The organism is Paenibacillus sp. MER 99-2, assembly GCF_023714095.1.
Classification (GTDB): domain Bacteria; phylum Bacillota; class Bacilli; order Paenibacillales; family Paenibacillaceae; genus Paenibacillus.
This window is the reverse complement of record NZ_JAMAUZ010000048.1, coordinates 1-330: the sequence shown is the minus strand read 5'-3', so window position 1 is coordinate 330 and position 330 is coordinate 1. Positions and strand designations below refer to the sequence as shown.

Sequence of the window (330 nt, the reverse complement as noted above, 5' to 3'; positions counted from 1 at the left end):
GCGACGGATTTGTCCGTAAATTTCTTCGCAAAACGAGTAGGGGAAAGATAACCTAGCGCACCATGCATTCGCTTGCGGTTGTAATAGAACTCAATGTACTGGTAAATGGCGTTATAAGCCTCTTCTGGATTCTTAAAACGAGGGTTACAGTAAATAAGTTCCTTCTTCAAAATACTGTGCCAAGACTCGATACATGCGTTATCGTAACAGTTTCCTCGGCGGCTCATACTGAGTTCCATACCATACGATTTCAGTTGCTCCACGTATTCTTTTGACGTGTACTGCGAGCCACGATCCGAGTGATGTAGCAGTCCTGGAGCGGGGCGTTTG

Annotated in this window: 1 protein-coding gene; it reads right to left on the bottom strand. The window is 45.8% G+C overall.

Going from position 1 to position 330, the window contains the following annotated elements:
* Positions 1–330 (bottom strand): integrase core domain-containing protein (locus tag M3636_RS30000; protein WP_251384761.1); only part of this gene is annotated, 330 nt, incomplete at both ends.